The sequence below is a fragment of the Christiangramia sp. OXR-203 genome, from assembly GCF_034372165.1.
Lineage (GTDB): Bacteria > Bacteroidota > Bacteroidia > Flavobacteriales > Flavobacteriaceae > Christiangramia.
The window spans coordinates 2,548,892-2,565,669 of sequence record NZ_CP139698.1 but is presented as its reverse complement, the minus strand read 5'-3'; the positions used below and the strand labels follow the sequence as shown (position 1 = coordinate 2,565,669).

General features: G+C 37.8%; 14 protein-coding genes and 1 rRNA gene. 5 read left to right on the top strand and 10 right to left on the bottom strand.

The annotated features are described in order from the left end of the window. Positions 1–88: 88 nt before the first annotated feature. A 5S ribosomal RNA gene (gene rrf / locus T8I65_RS11845) occupies positions 89–198 on the top strand. A 787-nt stretch (positions 199–985) separates the two neighbouring features. On the opposite strand, the gene T8I65_RS11840 is transcribed toward rrf, so the two are convergent. The 4 genes from T8I65_RS11840 to T8I65_RS11825 all read right to left on the bottom strand — a co-directional run bounded on the left by T8I65_RS11840 (position 986) and on the right by T8I65_RS11825 (position 5,664). Beyond that, the gene (locus T8I65_RS11840; protein ID WP_322300804.1) at positions 986–1,216 is read right to left on the bottom strand and encodes a DUF6095 family protein; all 231 of its coding nucleotides are present in this window, start codon (positions 1,214–1,216) and stop codon (positions 986–988) included. Further along, complete coding sequence (locus tag T8I65_RS11835) at positions 1,216–2,025, bottom strand: DUF4249 domain-containing protein (RefSeq protein ID WP_322300803.1); 810 nt, start codon at positions 2,023–2,025, stop codon at positions 1,216–1,218. Before T8I65_RS11835 ends, T8I65_RS11840 begins: the two co-directional genes overlap by 1 nt. A 2-nt stretch (positions 2,026–2,027) precedes the next feature. Next, positions 2,028–4,361 (bottom strand): TonB-dependent receptor, encoded by a 2,334-nt coding sequence (locus tag T8I65_RS11830; RefSeq protein ID WP_322300802.1) that lies wholly within the window; start codon positions 4,359–4,361, stop codon positions 2,028–2,030. Between the two features lie 76 nt (positions 4,362–4,437). Continuing rightward, positions 4,438–5,664 carry a multidrug effflux MFS transporter gene (locus T8I65_RS11825; protein ID WP_322300801.1) on the bottom strand — a complete coding sequence of 409 codons (1,227 nt, stop codon included), beginning with the start codon at positions 5,662–5,664 and terminating at the stop codon, positions 4,438–4,440. Between the two features lie 175 nt (positions 5,665–5,839). On the opposite strand from T8I65_RS11825, the gene T8I65_RS11820 reads away from it, so the two are divergent. Beyond that, positions 5,840–6,454 (top strand): DEAD/DEAH box helicase, encoded by a 615-nt coding sequence (locus tag T8I65_RS11820; RefSeq protein WP_322300800.1) that lies wholly within the window; start codon positions 5,840–5,842, stop codon positions 6,452–6,454. A gap of 50 nt (positions 6,455–6,504) precedes the next feature. Here the strand turns inward: T8I65_RS11820 and T8I65_RS11815 are convergent, their stop codons facing one another. The 6 genes from T8I65_RS11815 to T8I65_RS11790 all read right to left on the bottom strand — a co-directional run bounded on the left by T8I65_RS11815 (position 6,505) and on the right by T8I65_RS11790 (position 14,207). After that, positions 6,505–8,733, bottom strand: a complete 2,229-nt coding sequence (locus T8I65_RS11815) for an NADP-dependent isocitrate dehydrogenase (RefSeq protein ID WP_322300799.1) — start codon at positions 8,731–8,733, stop codon at positions 6,505–6,507. A 533-nt stretch (positions 8,734–9,266) separates the two neighbouring features. Continuing rightward, positions 9,267–9,620, bottom strand: coding sequence for a 50S ribosomal protein L19 (rplS, locus tag T8I65_RS11810; protein ID WP_141878372.1), 354 nt, complete (start codon positions 9,618–9,620; stop codon positions 9,267–9,269). Positions 9,621–9,737: 117 nt separating this feature from the next. Further along, complete coding sequence (gene trmD, locus T8I65_RS11805) at positions 9,738–10,418, bottom strand: tRNA (guanosine(37)-N1)-methyltransferase TrmD (protein WP_322300798.1); 681 nt, start codon at positions 10,416–10,418, stop codon at positions 9,738–9,740. 21 nt (positions 10,419–10,439) lie between these two features. Further along, entirely contained in the window at positions 10,440–11,036 is a 597-nt protein-coding gene (locus T8I65_RS11800) for a hypothetical protein (RefSeq protein WP_141878370.1), read from the bottom strand. A 202-nt stretch (positions 11,037–11,238) separates the two neighbouring features. Further along, positions 11,239–12,687: a glyceraldehyde-3-phosphate dehydrogenase gene (locus T8I65_RS11795; RefSeq protein ID WP_322300797.1), complete on the bottom strand. Its 1,449-nt coding sequence runs from the start codon at positions 12,685–12,687 to the stop codon at positions 11,239–11,241. Between the two features lie 119 nt (positions 12,688–12,806). Further along, the gene (locus T8I65_RS11790; RefSeq protein ID WP_322300796.1) at positions 12,807–14,207 is read right to left on the bottom strand and encodes a trypsin-like peptidase domain-containing protein; all 1,401 of its coding nucleotides are present in this window, start codon (positions 14,205–14,207) and stop codon (positions 12,807–12,809) included. A gap of 132 nt (positions 14,208–14,339) precedes the next feature. Between T8I65_RS11790 and dapF the strand changes: the two genes are divergently transcribed. From dapF to mltG, 3 genes are read left to right on the top strand one after another with little or no spacing between them, the layout of a single operon-like run. Next, positions 14,340–15,128 (top strand): diaminopimelate epimerase, encoded by a 789-nt coding sequence (dapF, locus tag T8I65_RS11785; protein WP_322300795.1) that lies wholly within the window; start codon positions 14,340–14,342, stop codon positions 15,126–15,128. Then, positions 15,122–15,652 carry a GNAT family protein gene (locus T8I65_RS11780; RefSeq protein ID WP_322300794.1) on the top strand — a complete coding sequence of 177 codons (531 nt, stop codon included), beginning with the start codon at positions 15,122–15,124 and terminating at the stop codon, positions 15,650–15,652. The genes dapF and T8I65_RS11780 overlap by 7 nt, the downstream gene beginning before the upstream one ends. Then, a complete protein-coding gene (mltG, locus tag T8I65_RS11775; protein WP_322300793.1) occupies positions 15,642–16,685 on the top strand; it encodes an endolytic transglycosylase MltG in 1,044 nt (347 codons plus the stop codon). Before T8I65_RS11780 ends, mltG begins: the two co-directional genes overlap by 11 nt. The last annotated feature ends 93 nt before the right edge of the window (positions 16,686–16,778 follow it).

The window sequence follows — 16,778 nt, the reverse complement described above, 5'->3', positions numbered from 1 at the left end:
TTTTTTGTTTCTTTAATTATGTCAACGATATTAGTTCTAATCTAAGTAATTAGAACAGTTTTAAGCTCGAAGCTTATAACTTACCTTTTAAGGTGGCTATAGCAACGGGGCTCACCTCTTCCCATCCCGAACAGAGTAGTTAAGCCCGTTAGCGCAGATGGTACTGCTGTATTGTGGGAGAGTATGTCGCCGCCTTCTTCTTTAAAACCCTTCATCATATCGATGAAGGGTTTTTTTATGCAATAAAGTCAGGGATAACGTAGCATTTTCTAGTAAACTTGATGTCTGAGAAGCCCTTCCATGACTTCACTCAGTAAACATAATGGTATCTGTTACTATCTTATTTCCGAATAACCTAACATCCAGATCTGAAAAAGAGTAGTTTGTAATCTGCATTTTGACTTCTTCCAACCTTCAGTTTCAAAACCGATTATCATTAATATCTTAGCTAATCTTAGATGCTACTATATAGAAACATACTTTCATCCGGGATGAATCCAATGCTGGTATAACTCGGATTTCAACACAGACGTAGGTTATATTTACTTCTGCACTGGTTTCAAACTTATCTAGTTTTATATTGAAAGTGATCTGCCATTGATCTGCTAACAAATCTATACGATCATCATACTAATTATTATCAACCTTTTCTAGATACAGGTATATAATCAAAAGTGTATACAAATCGTAATGTTGTATTCGCTAATGTCAGAACATGAATTTACAGGTAATTAGAATGATGAAGTTTGCATTGAAAATGCTTCTTCCTTTTAGTAGGAAGAACTTGTAGATGAAACCTATAATTATTTTCGCTTTTGAATCATCAATAGATTAGTTTAAGGGACCTGGATCTAAATTATTTAGCTTTACTATACTATATTCCGATGATTATCACTTCAATTCAATTTAGTAGTTAATCTCCCCCTTCATACTACTAACTGAGTTTTATTAGATTATACATTATACTGCTACCAAGTAATATATCTTAAGAGCGTTTTCCGAAGAAAGAATTAACCATGGTCATAATACCCTTGAACATTAAAAAGATCGCAGCAAAGGTTGCAATGATGCCAATAATCAGAACAGGAATATACCAGGGATGATTCTGATTATTAAAAGCATTGTACAATACCGAAGGCCCTATCATTATTAAGGGTAGAGATCCTGCGAGATATTTTACTCCTTTTGATAAAGTCGTTTTATCTGTATGTTTCATTATTCTACGCTATAGGTTATTGAATCTGCTTCAGATAGTCTAAAATAACCAAACGGGAAGTTATCCTGGTTTGTTTCATTTACGATATTGCCTCTTACTACAGCTGGCATTGTTTCAAACGGGCCACCCTGGTTCGTGCCAACTTGTGACCGCAGTACAAACATATAATCATAATATTCTCTGCTTATTCCTTCCATTTGTATGGAAATTACATCACCCGTTTCTATATCTTCATTTGAAAAATAACCGAAGATCTGGTTACCATCTGTAAACTCATCTTCATACAATTCCAGAAACACGTCTTCATCTGTAAACTTGAATAAGTAGTAATTCTCCTGACTTACCGGATCTGTATAAAATGCTTTGATCTCAATCTCATCGCCAGCAAAGCCTCCACCATCTAACTGTTCCACATAATCTATTCCCGAGACCGACTCAAAACTTTCAGTTGCAGTATAAACCTGATCATTATACATTAACTCGAGTTCATATTCCAGATCAAGAACAGGTTGAAATTCTTCGTTTAAATATATACCATCCTGTTCATGAGAAAATTCGTATCTAGTACCATTTTCAGAAGTAACCGCTATTGAAGCATTTGTCACTGGCTGCAGTTCTTCTTCATAGAAAGGACTCGTTGTACTTAACCTGAATTCCTGACGATTGCCATCTGTTCCCTTGATCCAGATAATAGAAGCTTCTACTACTAATTTTGGTTCAGACTCCTCCAGGTCGATATCTACGACTTCTTCGCAGGAGATGAATCCCAATAAGACAACTATGGCCAAAAATGATTTATACAATCTCATTTCTAAAATTTAAAATTATAAGTTACCGATGGGATGATCCCAAAGAGTGTTAGTCTTACAGCTTCATTTCTCCCTGTATCCATGTTTTCACGAAACGAAATCGAATAAGCATTCTGGCGGTTGTATACATTATAGATTCCAAAATTCCATGAGCTCTGTAGTTTCCGACCCTTATTCTTTTTAGGATAATAAGTTGCCGAAAGATCTAATCGGTGATAAGAAGAAAGTCTATCCTCATTTCGTGCACCATAAACGGGAATATTCACATCTTCATATTCGTACTGTGCATTTGGAAAAGTAGTAGCAAGCCCCGTCTGGTAAATAAAATTGGCGTTAAGATCCCAGCTCTCATTTAGATCATAGCTACCGGTAATAGTCACATCATGCGGCTTATCAAAATTCGTCTTGTACCAGTCGCCATTGTTTATTCCTATTTCCTGGGAGTTTCTACCTGGTGTTCTCTGCTCAGATCTCGATAGGGTGTAAGCCAACCATCCTGTGAATCTTCCCTCGTTCTTGCGTAATAGTAGTTCTAGTCCGTAAGCTCTTGCTTCTCCATTAAGAACTACTCGCTCAATTGCATTGTTGGCGATTAAATTCGCACCGTCTATGTAATCTATTCTGTTTTGTATATCCTTATAAAAACTTTCAATTTCCAGGCTATAATCCCCATTATTAATATTTCTGAAATAGCCAACAGCGTATTGATCCAGAAGTTGTGGCTTTACATAAGGACCACTGGGAGTCCACACATCTAAAGGAGTGGGACTGCTGGTATTTGAAATTAAATGTAAGTATTGGGCCATCCGGTTATAAGAAACTTTTACTGACTGGTCCTCTGCAAAATTATAGGCGATGGCCAGTCTTGGTTCAAAATTGGTAAAAGTTTCAAGTGATTCTCCGCGCGAAACATCTCTGCTTTCAAGAATATCAGCTTCACTATAAATTCCAGTTCTGGGATTGTACGCAACTGGTTCATCATTGGCGTATGTATTGAATTCATTCTGACCCAATCTGAAAAAATTACTCAGTCTCATTCCATATTCTGCGGAAAACTTTTCTGAAAATTTATGTTCTGCTGAAATATAAAAGGCATTTTCAAGAGCATATTTATCATTCAGTTTGAAGTAATTGATTCCTGAAGTTTCATCGATAGGTTCTATTTCCCCCGGATTGAATTTGTAATAAGTATTATGCATCCCATACTTCAGCTCGAAATTCTCTGAAATATAATGGTTGAGATCATACTTGAGATTAAGATTTCTAATGCCGCTATCCCAGTTAAATCCAACAAAGTTCAGATTGAGTCCGTAGTAGTAATCACTATAAATTGCAGATAGATTTGTGAAAATATTATCTGAAAATACATGATTCCATCTCAGGTTAAGTACAGCATTCCCGTAAGTATTCTCAAAATTCTGACTAATATTGAAGACATCCCGACCAAAATAACCACTTAAAAGCAGCTTATTGCTTTCATCCAGCTCATAGCTTAATTTAGTGTTCAGATCATAGAAATAAGCTGAGTTATCATTGTCTGTCAATTTCAGAAATAGATGGGCATAAGAACTTCTTGCCCCAACTAAAAAACTTCCTTTATCCTTAACTATGGGGCCTTCAGCTAGAAGACGGCTGGAAATCGCACCAATTCCTCCCTGCATTTTGAATTCCCGGCTATTTCCATCACGCTGATAAATGTCCAGAACCGAAGATACACGACCTCCATATTCTGCAGGAATTCCGCCCTTGTATAACTTAAGATCCTTAATCGCATCTGGATTGAAAACTGAAAATAATCCGAATAAATGTGAGGAATTATAAATGGTAGCTTCATCCAGCAAAATTAAATTCTGATCTACTGCGCCTCCACGCACATTGAAGCCAGAAGAACCTTCACCAGCATTAGAAACACCAGGTAATAATAATAGACTTCTTACTACATCAACTTCTCCGAACACCACTGGGATCTTTTTTATAGTTCCAATGGAGAGTCGGTTCACACTCATCTCTGGTTTCTTGATATTAAGGGCTTCTATATCGCTTGTTATGACTACTTCATCCAGACTTTCAGAAGCTTCTGAAAGTTGAAAGTTCTGTTGCGTATCATCTGAAATGTTCACTTCATCTTCAGCATTCGCGTAACCAATATAAGTAAGAATGACCCTATGTGTGCCAGCTGGAAGTTTGATCGAATAATAACCATAATCATTCGTAACCACGCCGGTTGCAAGATCCGGGAAAATAAGATTAACCCCTATTAGGGTTTCGTTACTGCTTTTGTCGATCACTCTACCGCTTAAAGTAAACTCTTGTGAGAACGCAATAAATGGTAGCATGACTAGTAGTAGAAAACTTAAAAGTCGCAATTTCAATTTTTCAATAAAAATAGGCTATACCGTGGAAACCCAAAAATTATACTTCACTGAACTTCAAGGCTTTTTTCTCCTTACTAGAAAATTGAAACAAGAGTGCGAAACTGATTGCGAAACAAACTAGTAGAATGATTGCCAGAGGTAGTGTACTGGAAGTGTGAAACTGACTTATAGCGAAAGATGTCAGCGCTCCCAGGATCATTTTTAAACTACCTATTAATGCGGAAGCTCTACCAGCCTTAGCTTCGAATGGTTCTAATGATAATGCGGTAGTATTCGGATTTTGAAAACCCAGTAAAAATAGCATAAGGAATAGTAAAACTGCGGTAATCACCAATCCAAATCCTGCTATTGTATTCAGCAGAAATAAGACAGAGAGTACTAAGAGGATCACACTATTAAATATCGTGATCTGGAATGGAGTGTATTTTTTGAGAAAAAGTCGGTTGATCTGACTTCCAAGGATAAGACCTGCCGCATTAATACCGAAAAGGATTCCGAATTCTTTCTGAGTAAGATCAAAATTTTCCATAAACAGTTTTGGCGCTCCTGAAATATATGCGAACATTGCTCCAATAGCGAAACTCCCAGCCATTGAAAAACTCCAGAACTTATGATGGGTAAGTATTTTAAAGTAATTAAATGCAACCTGTTTTGGTCTCAAATTAACTGCCCCGTCGGGTGTTTTACTTTCCGGAAGAAGTTTGGTTACACTGAAGATCATCAACACGCTAAAAATGGCTAAAAAGAGAAAGATCATTTCCCATCCCATAGCATCTATGATAAAACTTCCTACTGTAGGGGCGATTATTGGTGCGCCACCCATGATCAACATAAGCACAGAGATCGCGCCTGCTACTTCGTTAACCGGAAAAACATCACGAACAATGGCTTTGGCTGCCACCATACCACCTGCGGCTCCAAGTGCTAGAAAGAATCGTGATATAACGAGCCAGGTAAGATCTGGTGAATACATACAGCTTAATGCTGCAAGGAAATAAATACCAAGGCCAATAAGTAATGGCCTTTTTCTACCGTATTTGTCCATGATTGGGCCATAGGCTAATTGTCCAAGAGAGATTCCTATAAAGTAACTGGTAAGTGTTAAACCAATCTGGCTAATCGTAGTATTAAAATCCTGGGCTATACTTTCAAAACCAGGTAAGTACGCGTCGATAGAGAAAGGGCCTAAAGCGATCAGTGTTCCCAAAACAAGAAGTATAATAAACTCCTGTTTTTTGTTTCGCTCTTCTGAAGTATTCTGCATTATGCAAATTTCAGCAAAGTGAATAGCCTGTTCTAATTTCCGGATAGCTTTAACGAAAGATTAAATAGCTTATTGAAGGCAATCAAAGCTTCTTGCTTTAGTGACCGACTATTTGAGCAAAATGTCGAACTTTGCGATCGGCCAAGGCTGATCTTGAACTAACAAAATTTTAAGTATGTCATTTAAAAAACTGAACCCTGTTCTTAAATCCACTTTAGAGGAAATAGGATTGGAATCTGCTAACGCTTTTCAGAAGACGGCATTACCTAAAATTAAAAGTGGAGCAGATCTTTATATGATAGCTCCCAAAGGCAGCGGTAAAACCACGGCACTTATCATAAGTGTAATACAGCAATTAAATGCTGAAGCATTTGAAGATTCTCCAAGAGCTTTAATTTTTGTGAAAAACAAGGAGGCTGCATTGAGTCTTGAAGAAAGGTTCAGGGATTTTACTTCTGAAACTGATCTTAGAGTTTATTCGGCATATGACGAACAGAATATTGATGATCAAAAGGATGCGATCTATTATGGAGTTGACATTGTGATCGCTACCCCTCAACGGTTGAGCAAATTATTTTCTATGACCGGAATACACCTGGGTCAACTCAAGATGTTTATTATTGAAGATGCCGAATTTATTTCACGTGGAGGTCATTTAAATCATATCCTCAGAATTCCTCTAAGTATTTCGAAATGCCAATACCTTGTATTTGGTGAAACGATGGAACCAAAAATGGAGCGTTTACAGGAACAATTTATGGACCGTGCTCAGATCATCAAAATGAAATAAAAAAAGCCCCGTCTATGACGAGGCTTTGATATAAATTATAATCTGGTTACTTATACTTCGGTCGCCAGAATTTCATTCAACTTGTTACTAGGACGCATGGCTTTTTTAGTCATTTCCTCATTCGGTTCGTAGTAACCTCCAATGTCTACAGGTTTTCCCTGAGCATCGATAAGATCTTTAAGGATCTGATCTTTATTCTCTTTAAGCATATCTGCCACTCTTCCGAAGTAAACGTTCAGGTCCTTATTACTGGTTTGAGTAGAAAGTGCTTCAGCCCAGTATAATGCCAGGTAGAAGTGACTTCCACGGTTATCCAGCTCATTCACCTTACGTGATGGAGATCTACCTTCATTAAGGAATCTCTCTGTCGCATCATCCAATGCTTCAGCAAGAGTCAAAGCTTTTGAATTATTATATTTCTCACCAAGATGTTCCAGAGAAACCGCAAGCGCAAGAAACTCTCCAAGAGAATCCCAACGCAGGTGACCTTCTTTTACAAATTGCTGAACGTGCTTTGGAGCAGATCCACCTGCACCGGTTTCAAAAAGTCCACCACCATTCATCAAAGGAACTATAGAAAGCATCTTCGCACTGGTTCCAAGTTCCAGAATAGGGAAGAGGTCAGTTAGATAATCTCGAAGTACATTTCCAGTTACCGAGATCGTATCCTTACCATCCTTTACTCTCTCAAGTGTGTATTTAGTAGCCTCAGTAGGAGCCATAATTTTGATCTCTAAACCATCAGTTTCGTGGTTTGGAAGATATTTATTTACTTTCTTGATAAGTTCAGCATCATGAGCTCTATTTTCATCTAACCAGAAAACTGCAGGCATTCCAGTAGCTTTCGCTCTTGAAATTGCAAGTTTGATCCAATCCTGAACCGGCGCATCTTTAACCTGACACATTCTCCAGATATCACCTTCTTCAACATCATGTTCAAGAATAGTTTCTCCAGCTGCATTGATAACTTTTACTGAACCATTACCTGGGATCTCGAAAGTTTTGTCGTGAGATCCATACTCTTCAGCTTTTTGAGCCATTAGACCAACATTAGGAACAGTTCCCATCGTTGTTGGATCGAATGCTCCATGTTCTTTACAGAAGTCTATAGTAGCCTGGTATAAACCAGCGTAAGAACTATCAGGGATCACAGCCTTAGTGTCCTGAGTCTTACCTTCCTTATTCCACATTTGGCCACTTGTTCTAATCATGGCTGGCATAGATGCATCAATGATCACATCACTGGGAACGTGAAGATTGGTGATTCCTTCATCTGAATTTACCATTGCGATATCCGGACCATCCTTAAGATCTTTAGCAATAGCTGAGTTAATTTCATCCTGTTTGTCCTTCGGAAGATTTTCAACAGCCTGAAGAACATCTCCTAAACCACTGGTAACATCTGCACCAGCTTTTTCAAGTTCAGCTCCATATTTATCGAATACATCTTCAAAGAATACTTTTACAGCATGACCAAAAATAATAGGGTCAGATACTTTCATCATGGTAGCTTTCATGTGCAGAGAGAAAAGAACACCTTTATCCTGCGCATCTTTTACCTGCTCACGAAGAAACTTTAAAAGTGCCTTCTTGCTCATTTTCGTAGCATCGATCACCTCACCATCCAGAACTTTTAGTCCTTCTTTCAGGGTTTTAACTGATCCATCTTCTGAAGTAAATTCGATTTTAAGCGTATCATCCTTGGATAAGGTAACAGAACGTTCGTTCGCTCTGAAGTCACCTTCGTTCATCGTAGCAACGTGAGTTTTAGAATCTGCACTCCATTCTCCCATGCGGTGCGGATTCTTTTTAGCGAAATTCTTAACGGCTTTCGGAGCACGTCTGTCAGAATTTCCTTCTCTAAGTACCGGATTTACAGCACTACCTTTAACTTTATCGTATCTTGATTTTATATCCTTTTCTTCATCAGTGTTAGCATCATCCGGGTAGTCTGGAATAGCGAAACCTTTTGATTGTAATTCAGAGATAGCATTTTTCAATTGCGGAACTGAAGCACTGATATTTGGAAGCTTGATAATATTTGCCTCCGGTTGTTTTGCCAGTTCACCAAGTTCAGCAAGATCATCTGCTACTTTTTGATCATCCTTGAGATAATCTGGAAATTGAGATAAAATTCTTCCGGCAAGTGAAATATCACGGGTTTCTAGACTTACGCCTGCTGCTTTGGTGAATGCTTCAACGATTGGCAGGAAAGAGTAAGTTGCCAACATTGGAGCTTCATCAGTTTTGGTATAAATAATTTTTTCTTTCTGAGACATTTATTTTGTTTTTGATTGCAATAAGTTCAAAGAAAACCCTGGAACATTCCAGGGTATCGTCATACGCGCAATATACAGATTTTCACTCTTTTTTCCTAAAAGTGAGTAGATGATGAGCTGTTAAGAGATCTTAATTTAGAGCATAAAAAAAGCCATTTCATCTTATAACTAAAATGAAATGGCTTCAGAAACTGTAATTGATTCATTTTTAAACTAAGCTAAAACTCAATCGAATCATTACTGCTTCCAGAAAATCATAAATTCTAAAAGAAAATATGATCGAATAAGAAATCTTTCAAACTGGTTTTGATGTCCAAAACACTAATGTTATATAGAAAATTTCAAACTCTAGAAGTAAAAAAAACTCTTTACTTCCTTCAAGATCTAAAAATCCTTTTGTCATCCTAAATCTCTTACTTAAAGATAACTAATATAATTCTATTCTGAAAAGACTTTAACTTTTTGATAGTAAATGATTTGAACAAAAAAGCCCCGGAAGAACCGGGGCTTTTAAATATTTGTATGAGAAAGAATTATCTTCTGATAGCTTCTTTGATACGAGCTTTCTTACCAGTAAGTTCTCTAAAGTAGAAAATTCTTGCTCTTCTAACTTTACCTTTCTTATTGATCTCAATTTTTTGAATCGCCGGAAGGTTGATTGGGAAGATTCTTTCCACTCCAACAGTTCCACTCATCTTTCTAATAGTGAAGGTTTGAGATGACCCTGTTCCTCTTAACTGGATAACAACACCTCTAAAGAACTGTGTTCTTGTTTTTTGACCCTCTGTAATTTCGTAATAAACAGTAATTGTATCTCCTGCTGAAAACTCAGGTAGATCTTTTCTTGATACGAATTCGTCCTGAACAAATTTTACTAACGATTCCATTCTTAATAGTTTAAAGTAAATTCAAAAACAACATACACGTTTCTCGCCAGAGGTTATTTTAGAATGAGTGCAAAATTAATTAAATAATATTATTTTACAAGCCTGTATTTGAAAAAATTAATCTTCCTTCAATAGATCAGGTCGAAGTGCTTTCGTGCGCTTATAAGCCTGATCCTCACGCCATGCTTCTATCTTTGGAAAATTACCACTTGTAAGGATCTCCGGTACTTTCCAGCCCTTATATTCCGCAGGTCTGGTGTAAACTGGAGGAGCAAGCAAATCATCCTGAAAGGAATCTGTTAAGGCAGAAGTTTCATTCCCCAGAACTCCTGGAATCAATCGAATGATCGAATCACAAAGTACGGCCGCCCCTAATTCACCACCAGACAATACGTAATCTCCAATACTGATCTCCTTGGTAATGAACTGATCGCGTACTCGTTGATCTACTCCTTTATAATGACCACATAAAATAATAAGATTTTCATGTAAAGATAAACTGTTCGCGGTTCTCTGCTCCAGTCTTTCTCCATCTGGAGTCATATAGATCACTTCCTGGTATACTCGCTCAGACTTTAGTTTTGAAATGCATTTGTCTATTGGTTCGATCATCATTACCATTCCTGCACCACCACCAAATTGATAATCATCAATCTGCTTGTAGTTATCACTAACGTAATCTCTTAAATTATGCAAGTGGATCTCTACGAGGCCTTTTTTAATAGCCCGTTCAAGTATAGAAGCCTCGAAAGGACTCTTTAAAATATCTGGAACGACGGTTATGATATCTATACGCATTTCTGTAGAACTGAATCTCTATTAGATGTTCGGGTTATTCGACTTATTTCTTTCGTCCTGAAGCATTCTTCCAAGGCGTTGTTCCTTTTCAAGAGCCTTACTTCTATAGGTGTCGAATTCTTTTTCAGTTTCATCTAGCTTTTGCTGAGCATCTTTTGTAGCGGCATGTGAGCTTTTATATCTAAAAAATATAATTAGGAGGATCACAACCAGAGCACCTACGATTCCCCACATCATAGCCTTGTAACCACCTTTGGAAAATGGCATTCCTAAAAACATCAAGGCATCCTTTTCTTCGGTTACTCTTTGCAAGTCTTGTTGAGTAGAATCCAGATCTGCTTTTAGCTGCTGAATCTCATCGTTTTGTTGATCTACAGTATTCTTCTGAACTACGATCTCTTCTTTTAACTCGGTGATATAACTCCGGGTGGTATTTCTAAGTTCTATAAGCTTATCATAATCCACAACCTTATAACCCTGATAATTGTTGGATTCCTTGATAAGGCTTGTAAACTCGTCCTGTATGGGCGTGTCTGTTTTAAGGCTGTCTGTCTGGGCATTCATCTGAAATACACTAGCAATAACAAAAGCAGCTACAATGTAAATTTTGTTACTCATCTTTTAGGTAATTGAAATTGTTTGGGTTAATACACTTCAACGGGCGAAAAATAGAGTTAGTATATTTCAGATTTTCGGACAGAAATTCGCCTATTCGTGTTTTTAAATTCTTTTGAGTCAGTTTATTATTTGAATTAAACCGCCGCAAAAATAAAAAAACCCTGCCAATGGCAGGGTCTAAATGTTTAAAAATTTTGAGATTCTAGTAATAGGTGAATCTCCTAACTTTTGCGATGTATTTTGCCAGTCTGATTACCTGGTGGCTGTATCCATATTCGTTATCATACCATATATATAGGATCACATTTTTACCATCTGAAGATACAATGGTAGCATTGCTATCATAGATCGCCGGGGCAGAAGAGCCAATAATGTCTGAAGACACCAGTTCATTGTCTACGGAATATTGTATTTGCTCAACAAGTTCACCTTCCAGTGCGTATTTTTTAAGGATCGAATTAACTTCCTCAAGGCTGGTTTCTTTTTCAACTTCAAGATTCAGGATCGCAAGTGAACCATTAGGTACCGGTACTCTAATCGCGTTTGAAGTTAGTTTACCTTCAAAAACAGGCAGTGCTTTGGAAACTGCTTTTCCTGCTCCAGTTTCAGTAATCACCATGTTAAGCCCTGCAGCTCTTCCACGACGATATTTGCTATGCATATTATCGACCAGGTTCTGGTCATTCGTATAAGCATGAATAGTTTCAAGATGTCCATGTACCACACCGAAAGAATCCTGAACTGCTTTTAGAACGGGGGTTATGGCATTGGTGGTACAGGATGCAGCGGAGAAAATATCAACGCTGTCTGGATCATGTTCCTTCTGGTTTACACCATGAACGATATTTGGGATTCCTTTTCCAGGGGCAGTTAAAAGAACTTTTGCAGCTCCTTTAGAACTCAAATGTCTTGTAAGCGCTTCCTTATCTCTAAAGGCACCGGTATTATCGATCACAAGAGCATGATTGATACCATATTGAGTATAATCAATATCTTCCGGCTGGTTTGCTGAAATCATATGAACCGTAGTCCCGTTGATGATCAATGCTGAATTTTCAACGTCTACATTTACAGTTCCGCTGAAGGGTCCGTGAACAGAATCGCTCTTCAGGAGTGAAGCACGTTTTTCCAGAACACTCTGGTCTACATTGCCCCGGGTTACGATCGCTCTAAGTCTAAGCTGATTTCCTTTCCCGGTTCTTGTCATTAATTCACGAGCAACCAGTCTTCCAATTCTTCCGAAGCCATATAATACGACATCTTTCGGGGTAACTACCTCATTTAATTTAGCATCACTCAGTTTGCTGCTCACAAATGCCATCGCATTATTATGAGTTTGACCGTCAAGATGATATTCATAGGTAAGTTTTCCAATATCCAGCTTTGCTGGTGGAAGATTCAATCCCTGAATTGCCTTGGCAATCTCTACCGAATCAAAAATTGATATAGGTTTACCTACAAATTCTCCTGCGTATTCATGAAGGTCCAGAATATCGCTAACGTTTTTATTTATTAACTGATTTCTGAATAAAACGAGTTCGATCGATTTGTCATACCACAGGTCGCTAACGATATTGATAAACTCGACCGTTGCTTTGCGACGATCTGCCTGGAATGAAAGTTCTTTTTCGTAAACTTTATTAAAGTCCATTTTTTGTTGTGATGTTATAATTTTCGGCAAAAGTATATATTTCAAACGTTTTCGTAAAGGTTTTTGATATAAAAAAACCCTTCAATTATGAAGGGCTTTTTGATTGTTTGGAATATCACTTATCTCCAGATCATACGTTGCTTTTCACCTTTTAAATTATGATAAGTAATGACGATAGGATTTGACTTTTTTCTATTTTCCATGATTTGTTCCACATCACCAATAGAATTGACTTTTTTATTATTAATCTCAGAAATGATACCACCTATTAATTCTGAAGATGGAAGATCATCGGTAAGCATTCTACTAATACGAACACCGTTGGGGGCATTGTACTTTTTAAGCTCTTCTTTAGTAGTATTAGCAACTTCAAAGCCTAGAGTAGGAAGAGAGTAAGTTTCAAGTTTGGTAAGCTCAATTTCAACGGTTTTAGATTCTCCGTTTCGTATCAAGTGTACTCTTACTATATCTCCAGGTCGTTTGGAATTGATATAACCGGTAAGATCTGAAAACTTTGCGATCTCAATTTCATCAATCTTTCTAATAACGTCGAATTCCTGAATTCCGGATTTCTCTGCACCACTACCAGGAGTAACTGCACCAACGATAACACCCTGTGAAATATTGAGATTACGGTCATTTGAAATTTGCTCATTCAACGTTCCTCCTCGAATTCCAAGAATTCCTTTTTGAACATCTCCGTATTCCATGATGTCCTCAACGATCTTTCTCGCGTTATTAGAAGGGACAGCAAAGGCGTATCCAATATAGCTGCCACTAGGAGAGGTGATCGCTGTATTAATACCAATTAATTCACCGTTAATATTAACTAGAGCACCACCACTGTTTCCTGGGTTAATGGCGGCATCTGTCTGTATGAACGATTGCGGCGAACTGTCGTAAACATTGAGATCTCTCGCTTTTGCACTTACGATACCGGCAGTAACAGTTGATTTTAAATTAAAAGGGTTCCCAACGGCAAGCACCCATTCTCCGATTTTAGCATTATCTGAATCTCCAAACGGAATGTAATCAAGTTCTTCTTCCGGTTCAACTTTAATAAGCGCAATATCAAAAGCAGGATCACTACCAATCACTTCAGCAGTATAGGTTTTATTGTTATTCAAAGTAACCTCGATTTCGCTCGCTCCTTTAATAACATGGTTATTCGTAACGATATAACCATCTGGAGTTATGATAACTCCAGATCCAGCACCCTGTAAAGCGCGACCACCTTCAGTACCATAAGGGTTATACTCCCAAATGCTTCTTGGTCCTCCTTTAAAGACGGCCACGTTTTTCACGTGCACCACAGCATGTATGGTCTTTTCCGCAGCATCCGTGAAATCAACATTTGTCCCGTAATTAGGAGTATTACTAACAGGTAGGAAACTCTCTGTGGGTTGACTGTTGGTTTGGTAGGATCTGGTATTGTCATCTTCTACCAGCAACTTATAACTTCCCAGGGTCATGGCGCCTCCAAGAGCAGAGACTAAAATTAGATTTACTATTCTTTTCATTTTCGGATGTTATTTAATTATTTAACCTTTAATTTTTCAAACTTAGTATTCAAATTGCGATTTTTAACGACCATTTAACAGGCTATGATTTCTGTTCAAAATCGTATATTCGCGCCTCTTGAAAATGAAGAAATGAATCTAGAATTCTATAAGTACCAGGGCACCGGAAACGATTTTGTCATGATCGATAACCGTGAACTGAAAGTATCCAAAAATAATACCAAATTAATCAAACGACTCTGTGACAGAAGATTCGGGATCGGAGGTGACGGACTCATCCTCCTCGAGAAACCCGATGTTTCTACAGATGATTTTAAGATGGTCTATTTCAATGCAGACGGTAATCCAAGTAGTATGTGTGGGAATGGAGGACGCTGCCTGGTTGCCTTTGCGAACTACCTGGGAATAGTTGAAAAAACAGCAAGGTTTACTGCAATAGACGGACCGCATGAAGCTAGAATTAAGGAAGGTATTGTAAGTTTGAAAATGCAGAATGTTACAGATGTTAATCTTCAGGAGGAATACAGTTTCCTGGATACTGGTTCGCCACATCACGTAATCTTTGTTGAAAATGTGCAATCTGAAAACGTTCAGCAGAAAGGTTCAGAAATTCGATATTCTGAGTTGTACAGAGAGAATAATGGTACAAATGTAAATTTTGTACAACAAATGAATAATGAGGTTCTGAAGGTTCGCACTTATGAACGGGGAGTGGAGGATGAGACCTATTCCTGTGGTACCGGGGTGACGGCAGTGGCAATCGCGGCCTACCAAACTGGTAAGATACAGAATAAGGAAGTTAAGCTTGAAACACCTGGAGGTTCTTTGGAAGTAAGGTTTGAGAAAACAGATTCAGGATTTGAAAATATCTGGCTAACGGGGCCGGCCGTTCAGGTTTTTAAAGGAGAAATTGTATGTTAACATTAAATGGAAAGAAAATATTCCTAAGAGCGCTGGAGCCGGAAGATCTGGATTTTGTTCATGAAATTGAAAATAATGAGAATTTCTGGGAAGTAAGTTCAACGCAAACTCCATATTCGAAATTCTTGATTCGACAGTATATTGAGAACGCACACCGCGATATCTATGATATCAAACAATTAAGACTTGTGATATGCACAAAAAGGGGTAGAGCTGTAGGGCTTATTGATGTTTTCGATCTTGATATTAAGGATCAGCGTGCTGCACTTGGTATATTGATCGCAGATCCTAAAGATCGCAAAAAAGGCTACGGGAGAGAAAGTCTTTCGTTGCTATGTAATTTCTGTTTCACGCACCTAGGACTACACCAGGTTTATGCAAATGTGACCGAAGGCAATGAGGACAGTAAGAAAGTCTTCGAAAAGAATGGCTTTAGAAAAGTAGGCTTAAAGAAAGAGTGGAGCTTACATAACGGAGTATATAAAGATGAATTACTTTATCAATTGATCAACGATGTACATTAAGAAAATTATTCTGGCGATTGCTATTCTGGGTTTAATTGGCGCAGGTATATTTAGTTACTATATATACAATAGCATCTTCACCTCAAATATTAAAATGGAGGATTCAGAGAAAGTAGTGTATATTCCAACGGGCGCTACATTCCAATCGGTTCTTGATACTCTGGATCCTTATATTAAAGACAAAGAGTCCTTTAGACTGGTGGCCGAGAAGAAAGGTTATGCTTCTAAGGTAAGACCTGGAAGATATACTATCGAAAAGGGGATGAATAATAATGACCTGGTGAACAGGTTGAGAGTTGGAAACAACCCTGTAAAGGTCATTTTCAATAACCAGGAACGTTTGGAAGATCTGGCGGGTAGGATTTCTCAGCAAATTGAAGCAGATAGCATAGAGTTGCTAAAAGCCTTTAAAAATCCTGAATTTCTAGCTGAAAATGATTTAGATCAGAACACAGCTTTAGGAATGTATATACCAAACCAGTATGAGTTCTACTGGAATACATCTGCGGAAGAATTTCAACAGCGAATGAAAAAAGAATATGACAGGTTCTGGACTACAGAGAAGCTAGAAAAGGCTGAGCAAATTGGTTTAACTCCATCTGAAGTGATCACCATTGCCTCAATTGTTCAAAAAGAAACAGCAAAGGTTGATGAGCGCCCAATAGTAGCAGGTGTTTATATGAACCGATTCAAGAATGGCTGGAAGCTCGATGCAGATCCAACGGTCATTTATGCCATCAAGAGAAAAACTCAGAATTTTGACACGATCATCAAACGAGTTCTTTATAAAGATCTGAAAATAGATTCACCTTATAATACCTATAAATATTCTACACTGCCGCCAGGACCAATCTGGATGCCCGATATCTCATCTATTAATGCGGTACTAAATTACGAGGATCATGATTATTTCTATTTCGTAGCAAATGTTGAAAATTTCGGTTACCATAAATTCGCTAAAAACTTAGCGCAGCATAACCGGAATAAGCAGGAATATGTGCGTTGGATTAACAAGCAGGGGATTAGACGTTAGTAGCTAATTTCTTACGGAATGTTTAACGTATTGAACTACAATAAGTTATCTTAAAGTTAATTCCATTAATACTTTAAATAAGCTTTAACATAC